This window comes from Streptomyces sp. NPDC048171 (assembly GCF_043202655.1).
Taxonomy (GTDB): domain Bacteria; phylum Actinomycetota; class Actinomycetes; order Streptomycetales; family Streptomycetaceae; genus Streptomyces.
Genome location: NZ_JBIDAU010000006.1, coordinates 285123 through 306705 on the forward strand (window position 1 = coordinate 285123; position 21583 = coordinate 306705).

General features: G+C 72.8%; 25 protein-coding genes. 6 read left to right on the forward strand and 19 right to left on the reverse strand.

Features of this window, described 5'->3' with window-relative positions; all coding sequences use genetic code 11:
* Window positions 1-241: 241 nt before the first annotated feature.
* The 3 genes from ACGF3J_RS18725 to ACGF3J_RS18735 are packed head-to-tail and all read right to left on the reverse strand — an operon-like array spanning window position 242 to window position 3541.
* A complete protein-coding gene (locus ACGF3J_RS18725) occupies window positions 242-658 on the reverse strand; it encodes a VOC family protein (protein WP_161330235.1) in 417 nt (138 codons plus the stop codon).
* Between the two features lie 5 nt (window positions 659-663).
* Window positions 664-1092, reverse strand: a complete 429-nt coding sequence (locus ACGF3J_RS18730) for a helix-turn-helix transcriptional regulator (RefSeq protein WP_161330234.1) — start codon at window positions 1090-1092, stop codon at window positions 664-666.
* A 58-nt stretch (window positions 1093-1150) separates the two neighbouring features.
* Window positions 1151-3541, reverse strand: coding sequence for an ATP-binding cassette domain-containing protein (locus ACGF3J_RS18735; RefSeq protein WP_393854328.1), 2391 nt, complete (start codon window positions 3539-3541; stop codon window positions 1151-1153).
* A gap of 200 nt (window positions 3542-3741) precedes the next feature.
* On the opposite strand from ACGF3J_RS18735, the gene ACGF3J_RS18740 reads away from it, so the two are divergent.
* Window positions 3742-4140 (forward strand): DUF2795 domain-containing protein, encoded by a 399-nt coding sequence (locus ACGF3J_RS18740; RefSeq protein WP_161330232.1) that lies wholly within the window; start codon window positions 3742-3744, stop codon window positions 4138-4140.
* 25 nt (window positions 4141-4165) lie between these two features.
* Window positions 4166-4708, forward strand: coding sequence for a type 1 glutamine amidotransferase domain-containing protein (locus tag ACGF3J_RS18745; protein ID WP_393854329.1), 543 nt, complete (start codon window positions 4166-4168; stop codon window positions 4706-4708).
* A gap of 46 nt (window positions 4709-4754) precedes the next feature.
* Here the strand turns inward: ACGF3J_RS18745 and ACGF3J_RS18750 are convergent, their stop codons facing one another.
* Window positions 4755-5030 (reverse strand): DUF6158 family protein, encoded by a 276-nt coding sequence (locus ACGF3J_RS18750; protein ID WP_161330230.1) that lies wholly within the window; start codon window positions 5028-5030, stop codon window positions 4755-4757.
* 62 nt (window positions 5031-5092) lie between these two features.
* Between ACGF3J_RS18750 and ACGF3J_RS18755 the strand changes: the two genes are divergently transcribed.
* Window positions 5093-6214, forward strand: coding sequence for a Vms1/Ankzf1 family peptidyl-tRNA hydrolase (locus tag ACGF3J_RS18755; RefSeq protein WP_161330229.1), 1122 nt, complete (start codon window positions 5093-5095; stop codon window positions 6212-6214).
* A gap of 23 nt (window positions 6215-6237) precedes the next feature.
* On the opposite strand, the gene ACGF3J_RS18760 is transcribed toward ACGF3J_RS18755, so the two are convergent.
* A complete protein-coding gene (locus ACGF3J_RS18760) occupies window positions 6238-7857 on the reverse strand; it encodes an ATP-binding cassette domain-containing protein (protein ID WP_161330228.1) in 1620 nt (539 codons plus the stop codon).
* 123 nt (window positions 7858-7980) lie between these two features.
* On the opposite strand from ACGF3J_RS18760, the gene ACGF3J_RS18765 reads away from it, so the two are divergent.
* Both ACGF3J_RS18765 and ACGF3J_RS18770 read left to right on the forward strand, forming a co-directional pair.
* On the forward strand, window positions 7981-9489 hold the full coding sequence (locus tag ACGF3J_RS18765) for a bifunctional phosphatase PAP2/diacylglycerol kinase family protein (protein ID WP_393854330.1): 1509 nt from the start codon (window positions 7981-7983) through the stop codon (window positions 9487-9489).
* 88 nt (window positions 9490-9577) lie between these two features.
* Window positions 9578-10396 (forward strand): class I SAM-dependent methyltransferase, encoded by an 819-nt coding sequence (locus ACGF3J_RS18770; protein WP_161328017.1) that lies wholly within the window; start codon window positions 9578-9580, stop codon window positions 10394-10396.
* Window positions 10397-10426: 30 nt separating this feature from the next.
* Here the strand turns inward: ACGF3J_RS18770 and ACGF3J_RS18775 are convergent, their stop codons facing one another.
* The 14 genes from ACGF3J_RS18775 to ACGF3J_RS18840 form a co-directional block, all read right to left on the reverse strand.
* On the reverse strand, window positions 10427-10720 hold the full coding sequence (locus ACGF3J_RS18775; protein WP_122618944.1) for a gas vesicle protein K: 294 nt from the start codon (window positions 10718-10720) through the stop codon (window positions 10427-10429).
* Between the two features lies 1 nt (window position 10721).
* A complete protein-coding gene (locus ACGF3J_RS18780) occupies window positions 10722-10904 on the reverse strand; it encodes a gas vesicle protein (RefSeq protein ID WP_122618943.1) in 183 nt (60 codons plus the stop codon).
* On the reverse strand, window positions 10901-11695 hold the full coding sequence (locus tag ACGF3J_RS18785; protein WP_161328016.1) for a GvpL/GvpF family gas vesicle protein: 795 nt from the start codon (window positions 11693-11695) through the stop codon (window positions 10901-10903). Before ACGF3J_RS18785 ends, ACGF3J_RS18780 begins: the two co-directional genes overlap by 4 nt.
* Window positions 11692-12018, reverse strand: coding sequence for a gas vesicle protein (locus ACGF3J_RS18790; protein ID WP_122618941.1), 327 nt, complete (start codon window positions 12016-12018; stop codon window positions 11692-11694). Before ACGF3J_RS18790 ends, ACGF3J_RS18785 begins: the two co-directional genes overlap by 4 nt.
* Window positions 12015-13184: an SRPBCC family protein gene (locus tag ACGF3J_RS18795; protein ID WP_161328015.1), complete on the reverse strand. Its 1170-nt coding sequence runs from the start codon at window positions 13182-13184 to the stop codon at window positions 12015-12017. The genes ACGF3J_RS18790 and ACGF3J_RS18795 overlap by 4 nt, the downstream gene beginning before the upstream one ends.
* Window positions 13184-13852 carry a DNA primase gene (locus tag ACGF3J_RS18800; RefSeq protein ID WP_393854331.1) on the reverse strand — a complete coding sequence of 223 codons (669 nt, stop codon included), beginning with the start codon at window positions 13850-13852 and terminating at the stop codon, window positions 13184-13186. The genes ACGF3J_RS18795 and ACGF3J_RS18800 overlap by 1 nt, the downstream gene beginning before the upstream one ends.
* Complete coding sequence (locus ACGF3J_RS18805; RefSeq protein WP_161328013.1) at window positions 13849-14112, reverse strand: gas vesicle protein GvpG; 264 nt, start codon at window positions 14110-14112, stop codon at window positions 13849-13851. Before ACGF3J_RS18805 ends, ACGF3J_RS18800 begins: the two co-directional genes overlap by 4 nt.
* A 4-nt stretch (window positions 14113-14116) precedes the next feature.
* The gene (locus ACGF3J_RS18810) at window positions 14117-14890 is read right to left on the reverse strand and encodes a GvpL/GvpF family gas vesicle protein (protein WP_161328012.1); all 774 of its coding nucleotides are present in this window, start codon (window positions 14888-14890) and stop codon (window positions 14117-14119) included.
* Complete coding sequence (locus ACGF3J_RS18815; protein ID WP_122618936.1) at window positions 14887-15324, reverse strand: gas vesicle structural protein GvpA; 438 nt, start codon at window positions 15322-15324, stop codon at window positions 14887-14889. The genes ACGF3J_RS18810 and ACGF3J_RS18815 overlap by 4 nt, the downstream gene beginning before the upstream one ends.
* A gap of 57 nt (window positions 15325-15381) precedes the next feature.
* The gene (locus ACGF3J_RS18820) at window positions 15382-15762 is read right to left on the reverse strand and encodes a gas vesicle protein (RefSeq protein WP_161328011.1); all 381 of its coding nucleotides are present in this window, start codon (window positions 15760-15762) and stop codon (window positions 15382-15384) included.
* 127 nt (window positions 15763-15889) lie between these two features.
* Window positions 15890-16822 (reverse strand): non-homologous end-joining DNA ligase, encoded by a 933-nt coding sequence (ligD, locus tag ACGF3J_RS18825; protein WP_393854332.1) that lies wholly within the window; start codon window positions 16820-16822, stop codon window positions 15890-15892.
* A complete protein-coding gene (locus ACGF3J_RS18830) occupies window positions 16819-18666 on the reverse strand; it encodes a transketolase (RefSeq protein WP_393854333.1) in 1848 nt (615 codons plus the stop codon). Before ACGF3J_RS18830 ends, ligD begins: the two co-directional genes overlap by 4 nt.
* Complete coding sequence (locus tag ACGF3J_RS18835) at window positions 18663-20546, reverse strand: FAD-dependent oxidoreductase (RefSeq protein ID WP_393854334.1); 1884 nt, start codon at window positions 20544-20546, stop codon at window positions 18663-18665. Before ACGF3J_RS18835 ends, ACGF3J_RS18830 begins: the two co-directional genes overlap by 4 nt.
* 111 nt (window positions 20547-20657) lie before the next feature.
* On the reverse strand, window positions 20658-21140 hold the full coding sequence (locus tag ACGF3J_RS18840; protein WP_393854335.1) for a phage holin family protein: 483 nt from the start codon (window positions 21138-21140) through the stop codon (window positions 20658-20660).
* Between the two features lie 80 nt (window positions 21141-21220).
* Between ACGF3J_RS18840 and ACGF3J_RS18845 the strand changes: the two genes are divergently transcribed.
* On the forward strand, window positions 21221-21568 hold the full coding sequence (locus ACGF3J_RS18845) for a VOC family protein (protein WP_386930545.1): 348 nt from the start codon (window positions 21221-21223) through the stop codon (window positions 21566-21568).
* Window positions 21569-21583: the final 15 nt, after the last annotated feature.

Below are 21583 nucleotides of genomic sequence, written 5' to 3' on the forward strand. Positions count from 1 at the left end.
CGGAGTCCGTTGACCTCCGGCGCGCCGGACGGACGCCACCGGTTCGACGACACGACCCTGGGGGTCGGGCGGTCACCCGTGGGAGGGCGTCCGGCCCCGGACGGCCACGTCCGGGGCGGCGTCGCGCCGCTCCCACGGACGTGCCTCCTGTCCGAAGCACTGAACTTGCCCCTGCCCCCTGAAGCCCGTCGCAAACCCCCGGGCGGCACCGCGACCCGCCGTGCCGCCCGGGGGGTGCGGGTCAGCCGGTGCGCGGCCGGCTGAAGCGGACCATGTTCCCGGCCGGGTCGCGGAAGGCGCAGTCCCGGACGCCGTAGGGCTGGTCGACCGGTTCCTGGAGGACCTCGGCGCCGGCGGCGCGGATGTGTTCGAAGGTGGCGTCGACGTCGTCGGTGGTGAAGTTCAGGCCGCGCAGCAGTCCCTTCGCCAGCAGTTCGGCCATGGCCTCCCGGTCGGTGACCGAGGCGTTGGGGTCGGCGAGCGGCGGTTCGAGGACGATGCCGACGTCGGGCTGGGCCGGGGAGCCGACGGTCACCCAGCGCATCCCCTCGAAGGCGACGTCGTCCCGGACCTCCATCCCGAGCACGTCCCGGTAGAAGGCGATCGCCGTGTCGTGGTCGTCGACGGCGATGAAGCACTGCGCGAGGTTGATGTCCATGCGCGTCACGCTAGGGGCGGGCGCGCGGGCGTCGCTTCTCCGTTCCTGACCGGTCGGGTGTAGACCTTGGCGACGCAGGCGGGGATCGCGGCGCCGTCGGCGTGGTCTCGTTCCCGGTAGGCGCTCGGGCTCTCGCCGACCAGCTCGGTGAAGCGCGAGCTGAACGATCCCAGCGAGGTACAGCCGACGGCGAAGCAGACCTCGGTGACGGACAGGTCGCCGCGCCGCAGCAGGGCCTTGGCACGCTCGATGCGGCGCGTCATCAGGTAGCTGTAGGGGGTCTCCCCGTAGGCGGCGCGGAAGCTGCGGGAGAAGTGGCCCGCCGACATGAGCGCGACCCGCGCCAGCGCCGGCACGTCGAGCGGCTCGGCGTACTCGCGGTCCATCAGGTCGCGTGCCCGGCGCAGCCGGGCCAGGTCCTCCAGGCTCGTCACGCCCTTACGATCCCACAGCGCCGGCCGCCACCGGTACCGGCGCCGTGGGCCGCCGCGGTCAGGCGCCGACGTATGCCGCGAGGTGCTCGCCGGTGAGGGTGGTGCGGTCGGCGACGAGGTCGGCGGGGGTGCCCTCGAAGACGATCCGGCCGCCGTCGTGGCCGGCGCCGGGGCCGAGGTCGATGATCCAGTCGGCGTGCGCCATGACGGCCTGGTGGTGCTCGATGACGATGACGGACTTGCCGGCGTCGACGAGGCGGTCGAGGAGGCCGAGCAGTTGCTCGACGTCCGCGAGGTGCAGGCCGATGGTGGGCTCGTCGAGCACGTAGACGCCGCCCTTGTCCCCCATGTGGGTGGCCAGCTTGAGCCGCTGCCGCTCGCCGCCGGAGAGCGTGGTGAGGGGCTGGCCGAGGGTCAGGTAGCCGAGTCCGACGTCGGCGAGCCGGTCGAGGATCTTGTGCGCGGCGGGCGTGCGTGCCTCACCGGAGCCGAAGAACTCCTCGGCCTGGGCCACGGACATGGCGAGCACCTCGCTGATGTCCCGGCCGCCGAAACGGTACTCCAGCACCGCGGGCTGGAACCGCTTGCCCTCGCAGTCCTCGCAGGGGGCGGCGACCCCGGCCATCATGGCGAGGTCGGTGTAGATGACACCGGCGCCGTTGCAGGTGGGGCAGGCGCCCTCGGAGTTGGCGCTGAACAGGGCCGGCTTCACACCGTTGGCCTTGGCGAAGGCCTTGCGGATGGGTTCGAGCAGTCCGGTGTACGTGGCCGGGTTGCTGCGCCTGGAGCCCTTGATGGGGCTCTGGTCGACCGAGACGACGTCGGCGCCGGCCGGGACCGAGCCGTGGATCAGCGAGCTCTTGCCGGAACCGGCCACGCCGGTCACCACACAGAGCACGCCGAGCGGGACGTCGACGTCGACGCCCTGGAGGTTGTGCGTCGTGGCGCCGCGGATCTCCAGGGCGCCGGTGGGCTTGCGGACCGTGTCCTTGAGCACGGCCCGGTCGTCGAGGTGGCGGCCGGTGACGGTGTCGCCGGCCCGCAGCTCCTCGACGGTGCCCTCGAAGCAGACGGTGCCGCCCGCGGTGCCGGCGCCGGGGCCGAGGTCCACCACGTGGTCGGCGATGGCGATCGCCTCCGGCTTGTGCTCGACGACGAGGACCGTGTTGCCCTTGTCCCGCAGGCGCAGCAGCAGGTCGTTCATCCGCTGGATGTCGTGCGGGTGCAGTCCGATGGTGGGCTCGTCGAAGACGTACGTGGTGTCGGTGAGCGAGGAGCCGAGGTGGCGGATCATCTTGACGCGCTGCGCCTCGCCGCCCGACAGGGTGCCCGCGGGCCGGTCGAGGGAGAGGTAGCCGAGGCCGATCTCGACGAACGAGTCGAGGGCGTCCCGCAGGGCGCCGAGCAGCGGCGCGACGGACGGTTCGTCGAGGTCGCGCACCCACTCGGCCAGGTCCCGGATCTCCATCGCGCAGGCGTCGGCGATGCTGATCTTCCCGATCTTCGAGGAGCGGGCGCCCTCGCTGAGCCGCGTGCCGTCGCACTCGGGGCAGACGGTGAAGGTGACGGCCCGCTCCACGAAGGCCCGGATGTGCGGCTGCATCGCCTCCTTGTCCTTGGACAGGAAGGACTTCTGGATCTTCGGGATCAGGCCCTCGTAGGTGAGGTTGACGCCGTTGACCTTGACCTTGACCGGTTCGCCGTAAAGGAAGTCCTGCAGCTGCTTCTTGGTGTACTCGCGGATCGGCTTGTCGGGGTCGACGAAGCCGGACTGGGCGTACACCTGGACGGTCCACTGGCTGTCCGACTTCCAGCCCGGGATGGTGAAGGCGCCCTCGGCGAGCGACTTGGAGTCGTCGTAGAGCTGGGTGAGGTCGATGTCGGAGACGCTGCCGCGGCCCTCGCAGCGGGTGCACATGCCGCCGGTGCGCTCGTACGTCGCCTTGACCGCCTTCTTGTTGCCGCGCTCGACGGTGATCGCGCCGCTCGCGCGGACCGAGGCGGTGTTGAAGGAGTACGCGCTGGGCGGGCCGATGTGGGGCTCGCCCAGGCGGCTGAAGAGGATCCGCAGCATCGCGTTGACGTCGGTGGCGGTGCCGACGGTGGAGCGGGGGTCGGCGCCCATCCGCTGCTGGTCCACGATGATCGCGGTGGTCAGGCCTTCGAGGATGTCGACCTCGGGGCGCGCCAGCGTGGGCATGAAGCCCTGCACGAAGGCGCTGTAGGTCTCGTTGATCAGCCGCTGGGACTCGGCGGCGATGGTGTTGAACACCAGCGAGCTCTTGCCCGAACCGGAGACTCCCGTGAAGACCGTCAGGCGGCGCTTGGGGATCTCGATGCTCACGTCCTTGAGGTTGTTCTCGCGGGCGCCGTGCACGCGGATGAGGTCGTGGCTGTCGGCGACGTGCGGCACGGCTGCCCGGCTGCCCGCCCTCTTGGCGCTGCTCATCGTGTCTCCATCTGTCGGGGGCTCCATGTGAAGGCTGACGCCCGCGGTCCTCACACGCTAGAGGGGCCGACGTGACCCGCGCTTCTCGATTACTGATCCGGTGCCGGCCGGTGAAATCGGAGCGGACCCGTCCGGGTGAATCCGTGTCGGCCCACAGTGTCCGGGTACGCGGTCGGCACCCTGAAGATCTGGAGGGAGACATGCAGCGAGGCAGCGACCGGATGAGCGCCCACCGCGACGACGAGATGAAGCACGAGCTGCAGGGTCTGCTCAGGTCCGGGCACCCCACCCGGACCGAGGAGTGGCACGACCCGGAGCCGGTGGCGGAGGACGATCCGGACGTCACGCACGGGCCGGTGACACCGGGCCGCGGGCCGACGTATCTGGAGGCCCTGCGGCTGGAACTGGCCCGGAACCTGACCCGGGGCAGCTTCCCCGCGGGACCGCGGGAACTGACCCGCACCCTGCGCCACGGCAACGCGCCCGACGCCCTCGTGGAGGAGCTGGGCCGGCTGCCGGACAAGGCGCGCTACGGCAATGTCCAGGAGCTGGCGGTGGCGCTCACCGAAGCCGGCCCTTCGGGAGCGCAGGGCGCCTAGGCGTCAGGAAAGGAGTCCGAACCCCATGCGCATCGCATTTCTCACCGCGCCCGAGGGCGTGGAGCAGGTCGAGCTGACCGAGCCGTGGCAGGCGGCCGAGGACGCGGGGCACGAGCCGGTGCTGGTGTCCACGCAGACCGGCGAGGTCCAGGGCTTCGACCATCTCGACAAGGCGGACACGTTCCCGGTGGACGAGGTGGTGGGTGACACCTCGGCCGACTCGTTCGGCGGGCTGGTCCTGCCCGGCGGGGTGGCCAACCCCGACTTCCTGCGGACCGACGAGAAGGCCGTGGCGTTCGTCCGGGCCTTCTTCGAGCAGGGCAGGCCGGTGGCCGCGATCTGCCACGCGCCGTGGACCCTGATCGAGGCCGACGTGGTACGCGGCCGGGTGCTGACCTCGTGGCCCAGTCTCCGCACCGACCTGGTCAACGCGGGCGCCACCTGGGTCGACGAGCAGGTGAAGGTCTGCGACCACGGCGACAGCATCCTCGTCACCAGTCGCAAGCCGGACGACCTCGAGGCGTTCTGCGCGGCCTTCCTCGCCGAGTTCGCCAAGGCGGGCGGCTGACCGGTGCGGACGGCGGCCGGGCCGCCGCCCCGGAGACCTGGGAGACCTAGGCTCCCGGGGTGGCGGCCTGGCCGCAGCCGCGTTCCCGGGCGCCCTCGCGGGTGCGGCCGGCGGCGACCGGGCGCCGCGGGTTGCGGCGCAGCCACTCGCCCTCCAGCCGCGCCATGCGGTCGTTGTGGGCCCGCAGCGCGTCGTTCGACCCGTACAGCAGGGTGTCGTGGCGGGTCCGGTGGATGGTCTCCAGCTCCTTCATGAGCTGCTGGTCGTCCAGGCGACCCGGGTCCACTCCGGTCATGGTGTCCCCCATGTCGTGTTCGTTCATGCGGTCCGGGTACCCGCCCCCGCGGCAGTACCACCCCCCCCAGCGCCACCCGGGAGAGCGCCATGGACCTCGCGTTTCTGCATCCCCTCTACGAACACCAGGGGCCGTGGGCCTCCGTGTACGTCGATCTGTCCCGGCACACGGAGGACACCGCGCACGAGCGTGAGCTGACGGCGGCCGCGGTGGCCCGGGAGCTGGCGGAGCAGGGCGCCGACGACGCCACCTGCCAGGCGGTGCGGGAGGCCGTGGACGAGCTGCGGCACGCCTCCGACCCGCACGGCCGGGCGCTGTTCGCGTGCGCCGGGCGGGTGGTCCTCGATCCCCGGCTGGCCCGGCCCCCGTACGGCGGGACCACCGCCGACTGGGCACCGCTGCCGCACGTCGCCCCGCTGCTCGACCTGGCGGGCGAGGACCCGGTGTGCGTGGTGGCGTACATCGACCGCAAGGGTGCAGACTTCGAGCTGCGCGGGGCGCTGGGCAGCTCGGACGCGGGCGGGGTGACCGGCCGGCAGTGGCCGCTGCACCGCACGAGCAGCGCCGACTGGTCGGAGCGCCACTTCCAGCTCCGGGTGGAGAACACCTGGGAGCACAACGCGGCGGAGATCGCGGACGCGCTCGCGGTGTGCCAGGAGGAGACCGGCGCCGACCTGCTCATCCTGGTCGGTGACGACCGGGAGCGGCGGTCCGTGCACGAGCGGTTGCCGAAGCGGCTCCAGGAGCGGATCGCCGAGGCCTCGCGCGGCGCCGGGAGCAGGCTCCTCGACGCCGAGGTGGAGGGGCTGCGCGAGGACCACGTGCGCTCGCGGGCGCGGGAGGAACTGGACCGGTTCCTGGCCGCCCGCGCACCCGACGACGAGGGCCGGGCGGGCGCCGCCGAGGGCGTGCCCGCGCTGGTGGAGGCGGCCCGGGAGCACCGCATCGACGAGCTGCTGGTCATCCCGGACGCCCCCGACACGCACCGCGAGGTGTGGGTCGGCGAGGACGCCGACCAGGTCGCGGTGCACCGCACCGAACTGAAGACGCTGGGCGAGCAGAACTCCTGGTCGGCACGGGCGGACGACGCGCTGCTGCGGTCGGCGGTGATGACCGGCGCACCGGCGGTCTCGGTGACGCCGGCGCTGCCGTCGGAGGCCGCGGACAAGGCGCCGGTGGGCGGCCTGGGGGCGCTGCTGCGCTGGAAGTGACCGATGGGCCCCGCCCCCGTCCCCTACCGGGCCCGCTCCACCCGCCGCTCGTCCCAGACCGGCTCCGGCGTCTCACGGACGTGTCCGTCGCTGCCGAAGACCAGGTAGCGGTCGAAGGAGCGGGCGAACCAGCGGTCGTGGGTGACGGCGAGGACCGTGCCCTCGAAGCCCTCCAGGCCCTCCTGGAGGGCTTCGGCCGATTCCAGGTCGAGGTTGTCGGTCGGCTCGTCGAGCAGCAGGGCGGTGACGCCCTGGAGTTCCAGCAGGAGGATCTGGAACCGGGCCTGCTGGCCGCCGGAGAGCCGGTCGAAGGTCTGCTCCGCCTGGTGGGTCAGCTCGTAGCGGCGCAGCCTCGACATGGCGGCGCCCCGGTCCTGGGCGTGCTCGGACCACAGGATGTCCAGGAGGGTGCGGCCGAGGAGCTCCGGGTGGGCGTGGGTCTGCGCGAAGTGTCCGGGCAGCACGCGCGCCCCGAGCTTCCAGTTGCCGGTGTGGGTCACGTCGTCGCCGGCCAGCAGGCGCAGGAAGTGCGACTTGCCGGAGCCGTTGGAGCCGAGGACGGCGACCCGTTCGCCGTAGAAGACCTCCAGGTCGAAGGGTTTCATCAGGCCGGTGAGTTCCAGCTGCTCGCACGTGACGGCGCGGACGCCGGTGCGGCCGCCCTTCAGGCGCATCCTGATGTCCTGCTCGCGCGGCGGCTCGGGCGGCGGCCCGGCCTCCTCGAACTTGCGCAGCCTGGTCTGCGCCGCGGCGTACCGGGAGGCCATCTCGTGGCTGACCGCGGCTGCCTGACGCAGCGTCAGGACCAGCTTCTTGAGCTGTGCGTGCTTCTCGTCCCAGCGGCGGCGCAGTTCCTCGAAGCGGGCGAAGCGCTCGCGGCGGGCCTCGTGGAAGGTGGCGAAGCCGCCGCCGTGCACCCAGGCGTCGGCGCCGGCGGGTCCGGGCTCCAGGGAGACGATCTTCTCGGCGGCGCGGGCGAGGAGCTCCCGGTCGTGGGAGACGAAGAGCACGGTCTTGCGGGTCTCGGCGAGCCGCTCCTCCAGCCAGCGCTTGCCGGGCACGTCGAGGTAGTTGTCCGGCTCGTCGAGCAGCAGCACCTCGTCGGTACCGCGCAGCAGCGCCTCCAGGACCAACCGCTTCTGCTCACCGCCGGAGAGGGTGCTCACCCGACGCCACTGCGCCTTCTCGTAGGGCATCCCCAGCGCGGCCGTGGTGCAGATGTCCCACAGGGTCTCGGCCTCGTAGCCCTGGGCCTCGGCCCAGTCGGCGAGCGCCTGCGCGTAGCGCATCTGGGCGGCCTCGTCGTCCACGGTCATCAGCGCGTGCTCGGCGGTGTCCACGGCGTGCGCGGCCTCGCGGATCCGGGGCGGGGACACGGACACGAGCAGGTCCCGTACGGTCGTCTCGTCCCGGACGGAGCCCACGAACTGGCGCATCACCCCGAGGCCGCCGCCGACGGTGACGGTCCCGCCGTGCGGTTTCAGCTCCCCGGACAGCAGCCGGAGCAGCGTGGTCTTGCCCGCCCCGTTGGGTCCGACGAGGGCCACCACGGCCCCCTCCCCCACCCGGAAGGAGGCGTCGCCGAGCAGCGCCCTCCCGTCGGGGAGGTAGTACTCCAGGTGCGCGGCTTCGAGATGACCCATGGCACCGGATTCTGCGGGGCGGCCCCCGCCCCGGGCAAACCGATTACGGACGGCCGGTCCCACGCGGGGCGACGTGGCGAGCGCCACCGGCAGGAAACGCCGCGCACCGGGTAGGCGGGTGGCATGAGCCCCGACGTAGATCTCACCGCCCTGACGCCCGGCCCGCACCCCCTCCGCAACGGTTTCCTGCGGCTGGACCAGCGTGCGTTCGAGGCCGTCGCCGCCCGCACCTGGCCGGGCGCCGACCCGCTGCTGCCCCGGCTGAGCCGTTCCGCCAACCACGGAGTGCTGTGGTTCGGGGTGGCCGCCGCCCTGGCCGCGTCCCGCACCCCGAGGGCCCGGCGGGCCGCCGCGCGGGGCCTGGCCTCGCTGGGCCTCGCCTCCCTGACGATCAACACCCTCGGCAAGCGCTCGGTGCGCCGGGCCCGGCCGCTGCTGGACGCGGTGCCGCGGGTGCGGCAGTTGAAGCGGCAGCCGATCACGACGTCGTTCCCGTCGGGGCACGCCGCGTCGGCGGCCGCGTTCGCGACCGGGGTCGCCCTGGAGTCGCCGGCGTGGGGCGCGGCGGTGGCCCCGGTGGCCGCCGCGGTGGCCCTCTCGCGCGTCTACACCGGCGTCCACTTCCCGAGCGACGTGGTGGCGGGCGCCGCGCTCGGGGCGGGCGCCGCGTTCGCCGTACGGGGCCTGGTGCCGACGCGCGCCCAGCACATCCCGCCGGCCCGGCCGCGCGCCGAGGTGCCGGCGCTGCCCGGGGGCGAGGGACTGGTGATGGTGGCCAACGTCGCCTCCGGCACCTCGGACCGGGTGCGGGCGCTGTGCGACGCGCTGCCCGACGCCGAGGTGGTGGAGTGCGAGCCGGAGGACATCCCGGCGGAGCTGGAGAAGGCGGCGGACCACGCCCGGGTGCTCGGCGTGTGCGGTGGCGACGGCACGGTGAACGCGGCGGCCGAGGTCGCCCTGCGGCACGGTCTGCCGCTGGCGGTGCTGCCCGGCGGCACGCTCAACCACTTCGCCTACGACCTGGGCGTGGAGGACGTGCGGGATCTGTGCGGGGCGCTGGAGCGGGGCGAGGGGGTGCGGGTGGACGTGGGCCGGTTCGCCTCGGGCGGGCGGCAGGGCGTCTTCCTCAACACCTTCAGCCTCGGCGTCTACCCGGAGCTGGTGCGGGAGCGGGAGCACTGGTCGTCGAGGATCGGCGGCTGGCCGGCCGGGGTGCTGGCGGCGGTGCGGGTGCTGCGCGCGGACCGGCACCCGCTGGAGGCGGAGGTGCGCGGCCGCCGACGCCCGCTGTGGATGCTGTTCGCGGGCAACGGCACGTACCACCGCAGGGGCCTCGCCTCGGGCCGCCGGCTGGACCTGGCGGACGGGCAGCTGGACGTGCGGGTGGTGCACGGCGGACGGCGGCCGGCGCTGCGGCTGCTGTCGGCGGCGCTCGCGGGTCCGCTGACCCGCTCCCCCGCCCACGCCGCGGTGCAGGTACCCCGGCTGCGGCTGTCGGGCGTGGCACCGGGCACGCTGATGGCGTTCGACGGCGAGCTGACGGAGACCGAGGGCGACCTGACGCTGGAGAAGCTGCCGAAGGCGCTCACGGTGTACCGGCCGCTGCCGGGTGAGGGCGGGTTGCTGTCCTGACACATCGTGAGTCCAACATGTAAAACACGGGTCTCACCATTCGACCGACGGGCGTAGCGTGATCGCACCGTCGGAGAGGGGATCCACCATGCCGAAGCCGCGGGAGACCGCCGTCTACACGCACGGGCACCACGAGTCCGTGCTCCGCTCGCACACCTGGCGCACCGCCGCCAACTCCGCCGCCTATCTGCTGGGCTCCCTACGGCCCCACATGAAGGTCCTGGACATCGGCTGCGGACCCGGCACCATCACCGCGGACCTCGCGACCCTGGTCCCGGACGGGCACGTCACCGGCGTGGACCGGGCACCGGAGATCGTCGGCCGGGCCCGGGCCACGGCGGCGGAACGCGGACTCGGCAACACCGACTTCGCGGTGGGGGACGTGCACGCGCTGGACTACCCGGACGACACGTTCTGCGTGGTCCACGCCCACCAGGTGCTCCAGCACGTGGGCGACCCGGTGGGGGCGCTGCGCGAGATGCGGCGGGTGGCGCGGCCCGGCGGGATCATCGCCGTCCGCGACTCGGACTACGGGGCCATGACGTGGTACCCCGCGTCCCCGGGCATGGACGACTGGCTGGACCTGTACCGGCGGGTGGCGCGCGCCAACGGCGGCGAACCGGACGCCGGGCGCCGGCTGAAGGCGTGGGCACTGGAGGCGGGGTTCACGGACGTCACGGCGACCTCCGCGACCTGGACCTTCGCCACCGCCGAGGAGCGGGAGTGGTGGAGCGGGCTGTGGGCCGACCGGACCCTGGCGTCGGCCTACGCCGACCGCGCGACCGAGGGCGGCCACGCGACCGCCGAGGAGCTGCGCGCGGTCTCGGCCGCCTGGCGGGACTGGGGCGAGCGGCCGGAAGGCTGGTTCAGCGTGCTGCACGGAGAGATCCTGTGCCGCAAGCGGTGAGGACGGGCTGAGGCCGCGGCCCCGGGAGACTCACTCCCGGGGCAGCAGCGGTCCCAGCGGCCCGAGGTCCAGGTTCAGGTCCTCCGGCCGCAGTCCGTAGCGGTCGCGCAGCTCGGTCATACGGTCGTCGAGGAGCATCAGGGTGAGTCCGATCCGCTCCTCCTGCTCCTCGCTGAGATCGCCCTCGTCGACCCGGCGCAGCGCCTGGCGCTCCATGAGCTGGCGCAGCAGCTCGACCACGGTCAGCACCAGTTTCACCAGGTCGCGCTCGACCGTGTCGGGGTCGAGGTCGAGGCGTTTGCGGGGTTCGGGTTGTTCCGTCACGTCAGTCCCCGAACGGCGATGGGACGTTGCTGTTGACCGAGCTGATCAGCGCGTTCAGATCGATGCGGACCAGGTCGACGTCCGCGATGCGCAGCGTGACGTCGCCGGTGATGACGACACCGCCGGCCAGCAGCCGGTCGAGCAGGTCCACGAGAGCGATCTCCCGGCGTTCCACGACGGTCACGTGCCCTCCTCCTGCTGTTCCTCGGTGGCGGCTCCTTCGCCGGCGAAGGAGTAGGCGGCCCAGGGGCCGGTGAGTTCCACGCGGATTCCCGGGGCGTCGTCCTTGGTCCGGTCGATCTGCTCCACGAACTCCTCGGAGGCGTCACGCCGCACCAGGTAGGCGGCGTTGAGGACGTTCCGTCCGGCGGCACCGGACAGCCGCGGGTTCTGCGGCGCGTGCAGCCGCGCGTCGTCGGCCAGGGAGGACAGCGTCGAGTGGAGGCCCGTCGCGAACCGCTCGGCCCTCGACCACAGATCCTCGTTCGCCCGCGACTGCTGCCGCCGCTGCCGCAGGTAGTCCCGGCCCGAGGCGGGCTTGGGGGCGGGCCGCGCCGGCGCGGCCGCCTTCTCGGGCTCCGCCTCGACGTACACCTTCACCCCCCACTCCACCCGTCCGTCCAGCCGGGCGAGCGTGTTCCGGAAGGCCTCCTCGCGCTGCTCCATCATCATCCGTACGCCGCTGTCGTCCCGGAAGACGGTGGCCAGCCGGAGCGGCAGCGGCGTGGTGACCGCGGTGAGCGCGTCGATCACCTGCTGGTGGGAGCGGGCCGTGGCGGCCAGCCAGTCGAGGTCCTCCAGGTGCGCGCGCAGGGCCTCCTCGCTGAAGTCGGCCTCGGGCACACGGCTGACGACGGCGACCAGGTCGCCGTGGACCAGCAGCCGGGGCGGGTCGCCCGCCACCCCCGTGAGCTGGGCCTGGAGGGCCGCGCCGAAGGGGCGGCAGACGGCGTAGACGTACCGCAGTCCGTTCACGTCTCCTCCTTCGGTACGCGGCCCGGGTCCAGCTCACGCAGGCGTTCGCGCAGTGCGGCGTTCTCCCGGGTGAGTTCGTCGCGCCGGGCGCGCGAGGAGAGCGCGGGATCGCTCTCCCACCAGTCGATGCCCATCTCCTTGGCCTTGTCGACGGAGGCGACCACGAGCCGCAACTTGATCGTCAGCAGCTCGATGTCGAGCAGGTTGATCTTGATGTCGCCCGCGATCACGATGCCCTTGTCGAGCACCCGTTCCAGGATGTCGGCGAGGTTGGCGCTCTGTCCCTGACCGTAGGGTTCGGGCAGTCGGCTGGGTGTGGTCATCGACGGCTCCCGCCACCGGCGTCCTCGTACTCCTCACGGGACGCGTGCTCGTCCTCCCCGGCTTCCTTGTCCTCCTCGTACTCGCCCTCGGGCTCCTCCTCGTACTCCGCTTCGGGCTCTTCCTCGGGCTCTTCCTCGTACTCGTCCTCGTACTCGGCCTCGGGCTCCTCCTCGTACTCGCCCTCCGGCTCCTCCTCGTACTCCTCCTCGCCCTCGGGAGCTTCCTCCTCGGCCTCGGACGCTTCCTCCTCGCCCTCGGGCTCCCGCCCCTCTTCCTGCTCCTGTTCCTCCTCCGCCACGGCGTCCTCGTGGCTGCGGACGACCTCGCCGTCGCGGATCTCGCCGCGCCAGCCGTCGTCGGCCTCGCCCTTGAGGGTGATGTGCCGGACGTAGTTCTTCAGGTCCAGGCGGGCCCGGCGGCCCTGGGCGCGCCAGATGTTGCCGGTCTTCTCGAAGAGACCCTTGGGGTAGTACTCGATGACCAGGATCACGCGGGTCAGGCTGTCGGCCAGCTCGTGGAAGCTGACGACGCCCTTCGTGGTGCCCTTGGCGCCCTCCGACGTCCAGGAGATCCGGTCGTCGGGCACCTGCTCGGTGGTCTTCGCCTTCCAGCTGCGGTTGGACCAGAAGACCTTCAGCTGCCAGTCGGACGACGTGTCGTCGCCGCGGTTCGCGCTCTTGACGCCCTTCGCGAAGGTGCTGAAGTCCTGGTACTGGGTCCACTGGTCGTACGCCGTGCGCACCGGCACGCCGACGTCGACGTACTCGATGATGACCGTCGGCTTCTGACCGCCGCCGCCCTTCTTCCGGCCCCTGCCGCCGGTGAGGTTCTTGAAGGCGCCGACGACGTTGTCCTTCACCTTGCCGGCGCCGACCTCGAACGCGGCCCGCATCGGGCCCTTGCCCTCGGCGAGCTTGCGTCCGCCGTCGAGGGCGAGCTTGGCGAATCCGGGGCTGTTGCCCTCGGCTATGTCGTTGAGCTTGCCCGTGGTCTGGCCGAGCTTGGTGCCGACGCCCGTCAGCAGCCGCGTGACCTGTGCGGCGAGGTAGTCCTGCACCTCCGCCTTGAGGCGGTCCGCCGCCTCGCTCTGCGCCACGTCGGCCAGGGGGTTCTTCTTGGCGGCCTTGCCTGCCGTGGAGGCCGCGGATCCCAGGGTGTCGGTCATCACTCAGCACCGCCCTTCGTCCGCCGGGTCGCTCCGCGGGCGGCGCTCCGGGCACCGGCCGTCTTCTTGCCGGCCGCCTTCTTGGCCGGCTGGGCCCGCTTCGCGGCGGCCTTCTTGGCGGGGGCCTTCGCGGCCGCCTTCTTCGCCGGCGCCTTCTTCGCGGGCGCCTTCCTGGCCGTCTTGCGCGCGGCGGGCGCCGCCTCGCGCCGGTCGTCGCGGTCGTCCTGCTCGTCCTGCTCGTCGGCGGGCTCGTCGTGCTCGTCGTCGGCGCGCTCGTCGGACTCCGCGTACTCCTCCGAGTCCTCCGAGACCTCGGAGTCGCGGGAGCCGACGCCCGGCACCTGGGACGTCACGCCGGAGAGCTGGTCGCGGACCTCGGCGGTACGCCCGTGCAGGCGATTGGCCAGCGCGTCGATCTGCCGCTCGACCATGGCGCCCGAGGCCGCCTTGCCCACGCCCCGCAGGTCCGTGCGCAGCTGGTCCCCGATCTCCTTGAACTGGGGGTTGTTCTGCAGCTGCGTGCTGACCAGCTCGGCGATGCCCTTCGGGGTCAGGTTCATCTTCTTGCCGGCCACCATGGTGCCCACGGCGACGGCCAGTTTCAGTTTCTTCGTGCGTCCCAGCAGATATCCGGCCCCTACCGCGAGGCCCAGTCCCACTCGATTCATGGTGCCGTCCCGTTGCCCAATCCCGCGCTCGTGCGCGAAGCGATCTCCAACCGGTCCAGAAGCTCGTCCTCCTGTTGGTCGAACTCCTCCTCCGTGATCTCTCCGGCCTCCAACTGCTGTTCCAGACGGGCTAGTTCGGCCCGGATCGTGGCGGGGTCGTAGTAGATCCGCTCCGCCTCGTTCATGACCTGTCTGATGGCCCAGGCGCTGCCGCGCACCGGGGCGAACGGCAGCAGGAGGACCTCCGAGATCAGTCCCACGTCCTCACTCCGTTCCGACATCCATCCCGCCGGCCGCGGTGCCCGCGGGCTCGGCCGGGCCGGGCTCCACGAAGCTGTACGGCGGCAGCGGGCCGTTCACCCGCACCTCCAGGTGCGGCAGGTCCCTGCGGGCGCGCTCCACGGCGGCCAGGAACTCCTCGGCGGAGTCCCGCTTCACCAGGAACGACACGTTGGCCAGCCAGCCCGTGGACTCGGGGCCCACGCTCACCGCGTCGGCGCCCGGCTCCAGAGCGCGCTCCAGCACGGTGGCGTCCTCGGCCTCCTTGCCCTTGACGGCGGCCGCGACCATCTCGCCGAGCTGGATCTTGTTCTCGTAACTCCCGCCCCCCGCTTGCCGGTTGGCGTCCGCGAGGGCCCGGATCTCCGGGTGCTGGGCCATCACCTGGTGGAGCACGGCCTCCTCGTCGTGGGTGGCCTTGATGTTGTACTCGACCCGGCCGTCCAGCGCCCGGAGGCGTTCCTCGTAGTGCTCGGCGCGCTCGGCGAGCACCCCGGTCACCGCGCTGTCGTCCGGGGCGACGCTGCCGAAGCGCATCGGCAGCACGCAGCCTTCGGCGCCGATCTCGCTCAGCACGGTCTGGTGGGCGAGCAGCTCCCTGCGTTTGGGCCGCAGGCCCTCGGGGGCGTCGCTGACGACGGCCGCCAGCCCGCCCTGCTTCAGGATCCGTATCTCGCGCGGCGGGTCGCCGACACCGCCGGTGTCCTCCGGGAGGGCGGGATGGGTGGCGGCGGTGATGCCGTAGACGTACGTACTCACTCCTGCTCCTCCTTCCGGCGCGAGGCGGCGGTCTTGCGGGCACGCGGACGCGACGTGGTCTCGCGCTCGGAGTCGCCCTCTTCACGGGCCTGCTTGAAGGCGTCGGAGATCGTCTCCGCCGCGCCGGACAGGGCGCCCTTGGACTTGCCCTTGGCGCCGGACTCGGTCATCTTGCCGACCAGGTCGGGCAGGCCGGGGTCCTTGCGCGGCCCGGCCTCCAGGTCGAGCCGGTTGCACGCCTCGGCGAAGCGCAGATACGTGTCCACGCTCGCGACGACGACACGGACGTCGATCTTCAGTATCTCGATGCCGACCAGGGAGACCCGCACGAATGCGTCGATGACGAGCCCCCTGTCCAGGACGAGCTCGAGTACGTCGTAGAGGCCACTGCTGCCGCCTCCACCACCGGATTGCTGTGCCGGTACAACTGTCATGCCAGCCGTTCCTCCATCTCGGGTTTCGGTGTGCGTCTCCACTCGGTCCGGGTCGACCTAGCGGCCTGAGGAACCTCGCGCGTCGGACCGACCGCGCTCGTAACGCCTCACACGGCGGTAGCCCGTGAGCTGCCCCTCGGAATCAAGCTCCACCTGGTAGCTCGCCATCAGGCTCATCGTGTCGGGCACCCGCTCGAGTTCGAGCACCTCGACCTCCAGCGCCCAGCCCTCCTCCGTCTGCTCGAAGGACGACACCGACTCGGCGTGCATGCCGGTGAGCTCCGCGAGCTGCGCGCGCGCCTCACGCAGCACCTCCATCGGCCGGGGCTTGCGTGACTCCTGTGACTGCCGTGACTCCTGCGACTGCCGGGGCTTGCGTGTCCTACGTGAACTCTGTTGTGAGTCTTGTGATTCGGATGTGTTGTTCGTGTTCGTCATGGCCACCTCCCCCTCCGTGTGGCCGCAAGGATGTTCGCCAAACCTCCACGGGCGCGTGCATGTGCCACGCGCCGACGTGGCGCTCGTCTCCCCCCGGCATGGCGCGCTCGTCTCCCCCGGCGGCGGCTCAGCCGCGCAGCGCGTCCAGCCGTCGCCGGGCGGGGCCCAGCGCCCGGGCGCGGTTCATGACCCCGGCCCAGGGCCGGGTGCGGGCCTGCTCGACGGCGTCCGCGATCGTCCAGCGGCGGGCGTGCAGGGCAGGGTCGTCCAGTTCGTCCCAGGAGACGGGTGTGGCCACGGGTGCGCCGGGCCGGGCGCGGACGGTGAAGGGCGCCACGGCGGTCTGGGCGTAGGCGTTGCGCTGGATGTCGAGGTAGAGCCGGTCCCCGCGGTCCTTCTTGCGGGCGGCGGTGGTGAGGCGGTCCGGATGGGCCGCGGCCAGGACCTCGGCCGCGTCCCGCGCGAACTCCCGCACCTCGTCGAAGTCCTGACGTGCCGTCAGGGGAACCACGACGTGCAGTCCCCGGGATCCGGTGGTCATGAGCGCGGAGGGCAGCCTCACTTCGTCGAGCAGCTCGCCCACCAGCCGGGCGGCCTCCCGGACCGCCTCGAAGTCGTCGCCGGCCGGATCCAGGTCGAAGACCATCCGGTCCGGCCGGTCGATCTGCCCGGTCCGGGAGAGCCAGCGGTGCAGGGTGAGAGCGGCCTGGTCGGCGAGGTAGACGAGGGTGGCCGAGTCGTCGCAGACCGTGTGGCGGACGGTGCCGCCCTCCTTGCCGACCTCGACGCGGGCGACCCACTCCGGGTAGTGCTCCGGAGTGTTCTTCTGCATGAACCGCGGACCGTCGACGCCGTCGGGGTGCCGCTCCAGCATGAGCGGGCGCCCCCGCAGGTGCGGCAGCATGAAGGGGGCGACGGCGCGGTGGTAGTCGACGAGATCACCCTTGGTGTACTCCGGCGCGCCACCCTCGCCCGCGGGGAACAGCACCTTGTCGGGCCGGTGCACCTCCACCGTGTGGCGGCCCGCCCGCACCGTCCGCGCGCCGTCGCTCCCGCTCACGGCACGATCGCCTGCTCCACCAGCATCCGTCCGGCCGCGGCGATGGACTCGGCGTCGATCCCAGCCGCGTGCAGTTCCTCGGCGGGGGTCGCGGAGCCCGGCATCGTCCCGACGGCGAGCCGTACCAGCCGCGGCACGGGCCGGCCGTCGCAGAACGCGTCCAGGACCGCGTCGCCGATGCCGCCCTCCCGGCGGTGGTCCTCGACGGTGACCAGGCAGCCGGTCTCCTCCGCGGCCCGGCGCAGGGTGGCCAGGTCGACGGGCTTGACGGAGTACAGGTCGATCACCCGGACCGGGATGCCGTCCCCGGCGAGGGCGTCGGCCGCGGCCAGCGCCTCGTGCAGGGTGACGCCGGCCGCCACGAGGGTGAGCCGGTCGTCGGAGGAGGAGCGCAGGACCTTGCTGCCGCCGACCGGGAACTCCTCGTCGGGGCCGTAGACGACCTTGCTCTCGCCGCGCGAGGTGCGCAGGTAGCGGACGCCCTCCAGTCCCGCCATCTCGGCCACCAGGCGCGCGGTCTGGTTGGCGTCGCACGGGTACAGCACGGTCGAGCCGTGGACGGCCCGCATCATCGCCAGGTCCTCCAGCCCCATCTGGCTGGGCCCGTCCTGGCCGATGGCGACACCCGCGTGGGAGCCGACGAGGTTGATGCCGGCGCCGCTGACGGAGGCCATGCGCAGGAAGTCGAAGGCGCGGGTCAGGAACGCGGCGAAGGTGGTGGCGAACGGCACCCAGCCGCGTGCCGCCATCCCCACGGCCGCGGCGACCATCTGCTGCTCGGCGATGTAGCACTCGAAGTAGCGCTCGGGGTGCTCCTTGGCGAAGAACTCGGCGCGCGTGGAGTCGCCCACCTCTCCGTCGAGCGCGACGACGTCGCCGCGGGCGGTGCCGAGCGCGGCCAGCGCCTCACCGAACGCGTTGCGGGTGGCGACCTCCTCGCCCAGGTCCCAGCGGGGCAGCTCGGTCTGACCGGTACCGGCCGAGTGCAGCGACCGCGCGTCCTCGGGCTCGTGCACCCTGACCCGCAGGTCCCGCGGGCCGCCGAGTTCGGCGACCGCCTCCTCGGCGTCGGGCAGCGGCTTGCCGTGGTGGCCCTCGCGGTCCTCGACCGCCTTGACGCCCTTGCCCTTGAGGGTGCGGGCGATGACGGCGGTGGGCTGGCCCTTCGTGGACAGGGCCTCACCGTAGGCGCGGTCGATGGCGTCCACGTCGTGGCCGTCGACCTCGATCGTGTGCCATTCGAACGCGCGGAAGCGGCGCGCGTACGCGTCGAGGTCGTGGCCGTGCCGGGTGGGGCCCCGCTGGCCGAGCCGGTTGACGTCGACGATCACGACGAGGTTGTCGAGGTGTTCGTGCCCCGCGTGCTCGGCGGCCTCCCACACCGATCCCTCTGCCATCTCGCTGTCGCCGCACAGCACCCACACGCGGTAGTCGTTGTGGTCGAGGCGCTTGCCGGCCAGAGCGATGCCGACACCGACGGGCAGGCCCTGCCCGAGCGAACCGGTGGCCGTCTCGACCCACGGCAGCCGCTGCGGCGTGGGGTGGCCCTCCAGGCGGCTGCCCACCTTGCGGAAGGTGAGCAGTTCCTCGTCGTCGATGGCGCCGGCCGCCTTGTACGCGGAGTAGAGCAGGGGCGAGGCGTGTCCCTTGGAGAGCACGAAGCGGTCGTTGCCGGGGTGGGCGGGGCGCGCGAAGTCGTAGCGGAGGTGGTTGGCCAGCAGTACGGCCATCAGGTCGGCGGCGGACATCGACGACGTCGGGTGCCCGGAGCCGGCGGCGTTCGCCGCCCGTACGCTGTCGACGCGCAGTTGCTGTCCGAGGTCGACGAGTTCACCGGTGATCATGAGTCTCCTTCCGCGCGACGGCCGTCGGTGCGTTTGACCGGGCCGGGGGCGATGTCGGGTCCGGGGGGTGGCTGGTCGGCCGGGGGTTCGGGGCCGGGGTCGTCGGGCGGGCCCGCGGACCGGGTCGGTCCGGACGGGGCGGCGGCCCGGCCTCCGCCGGACGCGCGGGACGTCTTGCGCGCCTTGCCGGACCCCCGGGCGGGGCCCGTACCGGCGCCTTCGCCCGCCCGACGCGGCGTACCGGCGGCACGGGGCGGGTGCGGCTGGTTCTTGGCGGGCTCACCGTCCGGCTGGTTCTTGGCGGGCTCGGCGCCGGGCTGGTTCTTGGCGGGCTCACCACCCGGCTGGTTCTTGGCGGGTTCACCACCGGGCCGGCTCTTGGCGGGCTCGGCGCCGGGCTGGTTCCTGGCGCGCTCACCGCCCGGCTGGTTCTTAGCGGGCTCACCACCGGGCCGGCCCTTCTCGGACTCACCGCCCGGCCGGCCCTTCGCGGGCTCGGCGCCGGAGTCCTTCCCGGTCGTCGCGGTCGTCGGGGTCGTCCCGGTCGTCGCCGTCTGCTTCGCGGTCCGCTCCGGGCGCCCGGCCACCCGGGCCACCTCCGGTGACGACGACTCCAGCGGTACCGACCAGGAGCGGACGAGGCCCAGCTGCACCGCCTGACGGGGCAGTACCGCGTCCAGCAGCCAGTCGGCGGCCACCCGGACGCGGTTGCCCGGCATCGCCGCGAGGTGGTAGCCGCGGGTGACGGCGCCAGCCGCGGGACCGGACATCGGCAGGCCGAGGGGGTTGGCGGCGGCCTTGGCACCGCCGAGGTCCACGACGAACCCCAGGTCACGGTGGCGGTAGGGCCGCCGCGCGCCGATACCGAGCGACGCGGCGACGTTCTGCGCGCAGACCTTGCCGTGCCGCCAGGCGTGCTGCGCGGTCATCGGCGTGAACTGGCCGGGCTGCGTCAGGTCGGGCACCGCGGCCACGTCTCCGCAGGCGAACAACTCGGGGCGGCCCGGCACCTGGAGGTGCGGGTCGACGAGCAGCCGGCCGCGTTCCACGGGCAGCCCCAGGGACTCGACCAGCGGGTCCGGCCGCACGCCGACGCACCACACGAGCGTGCGCGTGTCGACGCTCGTGCCGTCGGTCAGCACCACCCCGTCGTGCGTGGCCTCCTTCACGGAGGTCCCCATCCGCACGTCGACGCCCCGCTGCCGCAGTACCCGGTCGGCGGTGCGGGAGAGACGTTCGTCCATCTCGGGCAGCACCCGGGGCGCCACGTCCAGCAGCATCCAGCGGGGCCGCATACCGGTGCGCATGGGGTGCTTGCGCACCTGAGCGTCGGTGTACATCGCGCCGTGCGCGGCGACCTCGGTGCCGGTGTATCCGGCGCCGACCACGACGAAGGTGCACCGCGCGGCGCACTCCTCTCGGTCGTCGTCCGCGGCGGCCAGCTCCACCTGGCGCGTCACGTGGTCGCGCAGGTACAGCGCCTCCGGCAGCCCCCGGAAGCCGTGGGCGTGCTCGGCGACGCCCGGAACGGGCAGCAGCTTGTTGACGCTGCCCGCGGCGAGCACCAGCCGGTCGTACGAGAGGGTGCCCTCGCCGCCTTCGGGCCCGGTGTAGCGCACGGTGTGCTCGTCGAGGTCGATGCCGTCGGCCTCACCCAGCACCAGCCTGACGTGCGGCAGCGAGCCCGAGAGGGACACGGTGACGCGGCGCGGCTCCAGGATTCCGGCGGCGACCTGCGGCAGCAGCGGCAGGTAGAGGAAGTAGTCGGTCGGGTTGAGCAGGGTGATGTCGGCCTGGTGCCGGGTGAGCCGGGACAGGGTGCGGGCCGTCCGGTACCCGGCGAAACCGGCACCGACGATCACGATGCGGGGTCGGCTCACGGTTCGCCTCCGGGCTGTCGCGTACCTCGTGAGCCTTCCGCGTCCCCTTGACCAGGGCACCCAAACGTAGCGAGCAGGCCGGTTTCCGGCACCGTCGCCGCGTGCGGCGGCTCAGCCGCGCTCGCGCGGGCCCTCGGCGTCGGTGCCGTCCCGGCGCGGCGCGGCCGGTCCCGTACCGCCCGCTGCGGGGGTGCCCGCCGGTGCGGTGGGGGCGACCGGCGGCATCGGCGGCACCTCGGGCGCGACCGGCGGCACGGGCGGCGCGTCGGCGCCGACGCCGTGGCCGGATCCCGGACCCGACGGGTGGGGCCGGGCCGCACCGCGCAGCAGGTACGCGGCGACGCCCAGGAGGGCGGCCGTGATCAGCGCGGCGGCCCAGTCGGGCAGTACCACGGCGAGCGCCAGACCCACGGCGAGCGCGAGGGCCGCGCCCGCGTACAGGGCGGAGGCACCGGACGCGGCGTACAGCGTGGCCTTGCGGCGCTGCTTGCGGGTCTGTTCGCGCAGCTCGTCGCGCACGGTCTCGCGTGCCACCTGTGCCAGTTCGTCGACCAGATGCTTGTCCAGGTGTTCCAAGTGATCCATGCGGTCCATGCCTTGCGGGTACCCGGCCGCGGAACTTCCATGGCCGAGGCGCGAGTCGGGTCCGGCCGTCGCCAACTAGGCTCGTCCCCATGGACATTCTGGGAGCCACACTGCGCGTCTACGTCGACGACCTGGAAAAGGCGATCCCCTTCTACGAGGGTCTCGCCGGCGGCCGGGCCATGCGTTCCGAACGCGGCGGGGTCGAGGTCGCCGCGGTCGGCTGCTTCCTTCTGATGAGCGGACCCGAGTCCCAGCTCGAGGTGTTGCGCAAGGTGGCGGCGACGATCGCGGTGACGGACGTCGAGGAGACCCAGCGGATCCTCACCTCGCTGGGGGGCGACGTCATCGCCGGCCCGGTCCCGACGCCCGCGGGCCGCAACCTGATCGCCCGGCATCCGGACGGCGCGATCTACGAGTACGTGGACCGGCGGGCGTAGCCCCGGGCGCCGGGC